This window comes from Streptomyces sp. NPDC001890 (assembly GCF_042891445.1).
Classification (GTDB): Bacteria; Actinomycetota; Actinomycetes; order Streptomycetales; family Streptomycetaceae; genus Streptomyces.
In genome coordinates, this window is the sequence record NZ_JBIATE010000006.1 from 1 (window position 1) to 6355 (window position 6355).

A 6355-nucleotide genomic window follows, 5' to 3' on the forward strand; every position below is an offset into this window, starting at 1 on the left:
GCGGCGTGCGGGGCGGGGGCCCTGCGTGGTCCGGCGGGTGGTCCGTCCGGGCCGGTCGCGGTGGACTGCGACGAGAACCATGGTTAGCGGCGGCCCGGACGGGGGTCAATGATGTGACGTACTACCCCAATACGGAGCAATGTCCGAAATGAACCACTCTGGACCGTTTTCATGCCGCTTGGGACGGCCCGTTCCTACTATCCGGCCTAGGATGTGACGTGGCCCCTATGGGTGGCATCACATCCACAGGGCCGTTTCGGGGGTTTGGGGCAGGCGTTTCCCGTGCGGCGGCCCGTGCGTCGGCCCGGTGCACTTCTCTTGCCGGTGCTAGCGCGTGCGCGCTAGCGTGTTGCTGTGCCCAAGACTCAGCTGAACGTGAGAGTGGACGAGGCCACCGCCGAGGCCGCGCGACAGCGCGCGCTGCAGAGGGGGGTGAGCGTGAACCGCTACATAGAGGAACTCGTGCGGCAGGATGCGGGCGAGGTCGGCCACACCTTCGTCGAAGCCGCGGCCGACTTCATGAAGCAGTACGAGTCGGTCTTCGCCGAAGAGCTCGGCCCGGAGCGCAAAGGCACGCGTTGAACCTCCAGATCGACCTTTCCTGGCTGCTCATGGTGGCCGAGCACAAGACCCCCGGTGACCCGCAGGTGGTCGACTGGGGTGCGCTCGTGGCCGCCGTGGCCCGTCATGAGGCCGAGATCTTCGGCAGCCCCGTCTACAGCGATCCGCATTCCCGGGCCGCCGCGCTCCTGCAGCTGCTGCTCCATGTCCCCGCGCTCGAACACTCCAACGCGATGTTCTCCTCGGCCGTCGCCTACGGCTATCTCGTCGCCTCCGGACTCAAGGTCGTCACCTCGCCGGAGCAGGTGCGTGACCTGGCCCGGCTGGTCAAGGAGGGCAAGGCCGACGTCCGGGCCATCGCCGACGAACTCCGCCAGTGGAGCCTGTGACCGTCCCGGCGGCGAAGCCCCTGACCGCCCCGGCGACGAGCCGGCGGTGGACCGATCCGTGTGCGGCGTCCGCGTGCCGCGGCGGACCGGCGCGCGTCAGGGCGCCACGACCGGGCGGCGTGCCACACCCAGCACACATGTCGACGTGGGCAGCCGGATTCCCCACTCCGGCATCCTGACCCTGCGGTACGTCTCGACCACGAATCCGGCCCTCTCGATGGCGGCCAGGGTGTCGCGCCCCGTATGGCAGCCGCCCGTCATCAGCGGCCAGAGCGTACGGTCCAGCGCCTGCTGCGTCACCGCCATGGCCCGGTCGTCGGCCCGCACATGCTCGAAGAAGCGCAGCTCGCCGCCGGGACGCAGCACTCGCACGACCTCCGCCAGCGAACGCTCCACATTCCGTACGCTGCACAGCACCAGCGAGGCGACCGCCCCGTCGAACGCCTCGCTCTTCACCGGCAGCGCCTCCGCCGTGCCCGGCACCACATCCACCGGGAGCCCGGCACGCAGAGCCGCCCGCACCGCCAGCCGCCGCAGGCTGCGCTCCGGTTCGATGGCCACCACCTCCGACACCGCGGGCGGGTAGTGCGCGAAGTTCAGGCCATTGCCCGCGCCTATCTCGATGACCCGGCCGGACATGCCGGCCAGCAGCTCCGAGCGCACCGCGGCCAGCCCCGCCCTGGTCTCCGCGACCACGCTCATCCGGGCGTAGAACCGGGCGAAGACGGGGTGGTGCACCGCGTCCTGTGGGATTCTCGTGCTGCGCAGACGCATGACGGACCTCCTCGACCGGGCGCTCCGGCAGAAAGTGCGGCTACTTAGATTCTCCCCCGTCCCGCGCCGCTCATCCGCTCATCCGGCGGGCCGATTCCCACCCAGCTCCGCCGCGAGCCAACTCCCGGCCCGCGCACGGAAGTCGGCGGGCTCCAGCGCCCCCGCACCGGCCGGCACCGCACCCAGCAGCGGGGCGCCCGCCACCACGGGCAGATCCGCCAGATTGCAGCGCGACGCGAGATCCGGCTCGGCGGGCATGCTGCCCACCACCACGCCGAGACACCCCAGCCCCCGGGTCCGCAGCGCCTCCGCGGTCAGCGCGGTGGTGTTGAGCGTGCCCAGACCGGCGGGCGTCACGACCAGTACCGGCGCGCCCAGCAGCCGGGCGGCGTCGGCGAGGGTCGAGCCCTCGTCGTCGAACCGTACGAGCAGGCCGCCCGCACCCTCGATCAGTACGAGATCGTGTTCGGTCGCCAGTTTCTGCGCCGCGTCGGCGATCTCGTACGGCCGCACCGGCGGGAGCCCCGCCCGGCGGGCGGCCGTGGCGGGCGCCAACGGCTCGGGGAACCGGGCCAGTTCGACCGCGGTGACATGGCCACCAGCCAGCCGTGCCACCTCCGCGGCATCACCGGGTTCGCCGGGCGCCAGCCCCGTCTGCGCCGGCTTGAGCACCGCGACGCCGCGGTCCGCGCACGCCGCCGCCACGGCCGCCGTGACGACCGTCTTGCCGATCTCCGTGCCCGTCCCCGTCACTACCAGAACCGTCATCTCAGCCCTCTCGCGCGGCCGCGCACACGGCGCGGCAGATCCGTGCCACATCCTCGTCACCGGTCACATACGGCGGCATCGTGTAGACGAGGTCGCGGAACGGCCGCAGCCACACCCCTTCCCGCACCGCCGCCCGGGTCGCGGCCACCATGTCCACCTCGTGATCGAGCTGTACGACGCCGATCGCGCCCAGCACCCGTACGTCCCGCACCCCGGGCAGTCCGGACGCCGGGGCGAGACCCTCCCGCAGCCCCGCGCCGATCCGCTTCACCTCCCGCTCCCAGTCCTGGCCGAGCAGCAGATCGACGGAGGCGCACGCCACCGCGGCGGCGAGCGGGTTGCCCATGAACGTCGGTCCGTGCGCGAGCACCGGCACCTCGCCGTCGGCGATGCCCTCCGCCACCCGGGAGGTGCACAGGGTCGCCGCCATCGTCAGATAGCCGCCGGTCAGCGCCTTGCCCACACACATGACATCGGGGGAGACCCCCGCATGCCCGGCGGCGAACAGCTGTCCGGTGCGGCCGAAGCCCGTGGCGATCTCGTCGAACACCAGCAGCACCTCGTGCTCGTCGCACGCCTCGCGCAGCACCCGCAGATACGCGGGGGAGTGGAACCGCATCCCGCCCGCACCCTGCACCACCGGCTCCACGATCACCGCGGCCAGCCGGTCGGCGTGCTCGGCGATCAACTCCCGCAGATGCCGTACGTACGCGGCGTCCGGCTCCGCGTCGAAACCGGCCGGGGGCTCGTCCGCGAAGACCTGGCGGGGCAGCACCCCCGACCACAGCTCGTGCATGCCGCCCTCGGGGTCGCAGACCGACATCGGCTGCCAGGTGTCCCCGTGATAGCCGCCGCGCCAGGTGAGCAGCCGCTGCTTGGCGGGCCGCCCGGCCGAGCGCCAGTACTGCAGGCACATCTTGACCGCGACCTCGACGGAGACCGACCCCGAGTCGGAGAGGAAGACGTGCCGCAGCGGCTCCGGAGTGATCTCGACCAGCCGGGTGGCCAGCCGCACGGCGGGCTCATGGGTGAGTCCGCCGAACATCACATGGCTCATCCGCCCCAGCTGATCACGGGCAGCCTCGTTGAGCACCGGATGGTTGTAGCCGTGCACCGCCGACCACCAGGACGACATGCCGTCGACCAACTCGCTCTGCCCGTGGGCCGGTTCGGCCAGCTTCAGCCGCACCCCGGACGCGGACTCCACGACCAGCGGCTCCTGACGTCCCGGCATCGGGCCGTACGGATGCCAGACGTGGGCCCGGTCCAGGGACCGCAGCTCGGCCGGGGAGAGGGCCTCAGGCATTGGGGGCGAGATCCGTTCCCGCTCCCCGGCGGCGGACCGCCACCAGATCCGTGCGCGCGGCCGGCACCTCCGGGGCATCGGGCGCGGCCTCCCCGGGCGCGTCACCGCACGGGGCACAGCCGCCGTCGTGCGAACCGCAGCCGCCGCCGGACTCCGCACGGTGCGCGGGCAGCGTCGTCGTGCCCGCCCCCTCCACCTCGAATCCGGCGTCCGCGATCACGTCCAGGTCCGCCTGACCCGCCTGCCCCTCGCTGGTGAGGTAGTCGCCCAGGAAGATCGAGTTGACCAGGTGCAGGGCCAGCGGCTGCATCGAGCGCAGATGGACCTCGCGCCCGCCCGCGAGCCGCACCTCCACGTCCGGGCAGACGAACCGGACCATCGCCAGGATCCGCAGACAGCGCTGCGGGGTGAGGTTCCACTCCTTGGCCAGCGGGGTTCCCTCGAACGGGATGAGGAAGTTCACCGGCACCGAGTCCGGGTCCAGTTCGCGCAGCGAGAACACGACATCGACCAGGTCGGCGTCGCTCTCGCCCATACCGGCGATCAGTCCGGAACATGCCGAGAGTCCGGCGGCCTGCGCCTGCTGGACGGTCTCCACCCGGTCGGCGTAGGTGTGGGTGGTGGTGATGTCCCCGTACGTCCCCTCGGACGTGTTGAGATTGTGGTTGTACGCGTCGGCACCCGCCGAACGCAGCCGGTCGGCCTGTCCGTCGGAGAGCAGACCGAGGCAGGCGCACACCTCGACGCCCTCGTTCTGTTCCTTGATCGCCTCGATGGTCTCCGACACCCGCTCGACATCGCGGTCCGTCGGACCGCGCCCGCTGGCCACCAGACACACCCGCTTGGCACCTCCCGCCACCCCGGCGGCGGCGGCCTTCGAGGCCTCGTCCGGTTTCAGCCAGGTGTACTTGAGGATCCCGGCCTTCGAGCCGAGCCGCTGCGAGCAGTACGAGCAGTCCTCGGGGCAGAGACCGGACTTCAGGTTGACCAGATAGTTCAGCTTCACGCGCCGCCCGAACCACTGACGGCGCACCTTTCCGGCCGCGGCCACCACTTCGAGCAGATCGTCGTCGGAGGTCGCCAGTACGGCGAGGGCTTCTTCGCGGGTCGGCAGCTCGCGCCGCAGCCCCTTGTCCGCCAGCGTGTTCAGGAGGTCCATGGTCAAGATCCTGGCCTACGGCACGGCCCGCAGCCAAGGAGGAACCGGACAACAGAGCCCGCCGAGGGTGTGTGTATTGCCACACCATGACCTGTTGCAACCACGGTTAGGGTCTGTGAGCTGCCTACAAAAGGGACTGCTCATGCCCTTCGACCCGTTCGACTGGATCGACGCCGAGGCGCGCCGCCGCGCGGACGCCGGACTCGTCCGGACCCTGCGCCCCCGGCCCGCCGCGTCCGGACTTCTGGACCTCGCGAGCAATGACTATCTGGGCCTGACGCGCCACCCCGAGATCACCGCCGCCGCCGCCGGGGCGGCGCGCGAGTGGGGCGCGGGCGCGACCGGATCCCGACTGGTCACCGGCTCCACCGCACTGCATGCCGAACTCGAAGGCGAACTGGCCGAATTCTGCGGTTTCGAAGCCGCCCTGGTGCTGTCATCGGGCTACGCGGCCAACCTCGCGGCCGTCACGGCGCTCACCGGTCATGGCTCGCTGATCGTCTCCGACGCGGGCAACCACGCCTCGATCGTGGACGGTTGCCGGCTCTCCCGCGCCGGAACCGCCGTCGTCGCACATGCCGATCCCGAGGCGGTGCGCAAGGCCCTGCAGGCGCACGGAGGACGGGCGCTGGCCGTCTCCGACTCGGTCTTCTCGGTCGACGGCGACGCGGCACCACTGCCCGAACTGGCCGGGGTCTGCCGGGCCGAGGGCGCCGCGCTGCTCGTCGACGACGCACACGGCCTGGGCGTGCTGGGGGACGGCGGCCGAGGGGCGCTCGCCGCCGCCGGTCTCGCGGGCGACGAGGGGATCGTCACCACGCTCACCCTCTCCAAGTCCCTGGGCAGCCAGGGCGGAGCGGTCCTGGGCCCGGCCCGGGTCATCGAACACCTCGTCAACACGGCCCGGACGTTCATCTTCGACACCGGCCTCGCGCCGGCCGCGGCGGGCGCCGCACTCGCGAGCCTGCGGCTGCTGCGCCGCGAGCCGGAGCGGGCCGCCCGGGCCCGGGCCGTAGCCGCGGCGCTGTACGAGCGGCTCACCGGGGCCGGTCTGACCGCCGTGCGGCCGGACGCCGCCGTGGTCTCGGTGCGCGCCCCCTCGGCGGACGCGGCGGTCCGCTGGGCGGCCGACTGCCGTGCCGCCGGAATCGCGGTGGGCTGCTTCCGGCCCCCGTCGGTGCCGGACGGAGTGTCCCGGCTGCGGCTGACGGCGCGGGCCGATCTGACCGAGGAGCAGATCGCCGCCGCCGTGTCGGTCGTACGGCGGACCGCTCCCGTCGGGGGGGCCGGGGGGGGCCGCCCCCCCCCCCCCCCCCCCCCGCGGGGGGGGGGGCCCCCCCCGGGGGGGCCCCGGGGGGGGGGGGGCCCGGGCGGCCCCCCCCGTGGGGGGGGGGCCCC

General features: G+C 72.6%; 7 protein-coding genes. 3 read left to right on the forward strand and 4 right to left on the reverse strand.

The window, feature by feature from the left end; all coding sequences use genetic code 11:
* Positions 1-354 precede the first annotated feature (354 nt).
* A complete protein-coding gene (locus ACFYY1_RS18215) occupies positions 355-582 on the forward strand; it encodes an antitoxin (protein WP_388586294.1) in 228 nt (75 codons plus the stop codon).
* Positions 579-950: a fic family toxin-antitoxin system, toxin component gene (locus ACFYY1_RS18220; protein WP_376685618.1), complete on the forward strand. Its 372-nt coding sequence runs from the start codon at positions 579-581 to the stop codon at positions 948-950. Before ACFYY1_RS18215 ends, ACFYY1_RS18220 begins: the two co-directional genes overlap by 4 nt.
* Before the next feature lie 96 nt (positions 951-1046).
* Here the strand turns inward: ACFYY1_RS18220 and ACFYY1_RS18225 are convergent, their stop codons facing one another.
* From ACFYY1_RS18225 to bioB, 4 genes are all read right to left on the reverse strand, one after another.
* A complete protein-coding gene (locus ACFYY1_RS18225) occupies positions 1047-1724 on the reverse strand; it encodes a class I SAM-dependent methyltransferase (protein ID WP_388586297.1) in 678 nt (225 codons plus the stop codon).
* 78 nt (positions 1725-1802) lie between these two features.
* The gene (bioD, locus tag ACFYY1_RS18230) at positions 1803-2492 is read right to left on the reverse strand and encodes a dethiobiotin synthase (protein WP_388586300.1); all 690 of its coding nucleotides are present in this window, start codon (positions 2490-2492) and stop codon (positions 1803-1805) included.
* A gap of 1 nt (position 2493) precedes the next feature.
* Positions 2494-3798: an adenosylmethionine--8-amino-7-oxononanoate transaminase gene (locus ACFYY1_RS18235; protein ID WP_388586303.1), complete on the reverse strand. Its 1305-nt coding sequence runs from the start codon at positions 3796-3798 to the stop codon at positions 2494-2496.
* A complete protein-coding gene (gene bioB, locus ACFYY1_RS18240) occupies positions 3791-4957 on the reverse strand; it encodes a biotin synthase BioB (protein WP_388586305.1) in 1167 nt (388 codons plus the stop codon). Before bioB ends, ACFYY1_RS18235 begins: the two co-directional genes overlap by 8 nt.
* Before the next feature lie 142 nt (positions 4958-5099).
* Between bioB and ACFYY1_RS18245 the strand changes: the two genes are divergently transcribed.
* On the forward strand, positions 5100-6355 hold a 1256-nt coding region (locus ACFYY1_RS18245; RefSeq protein WP_388586306.1), incomplete at its 3' end, for an 8-amino-7-oxononanoate synthase.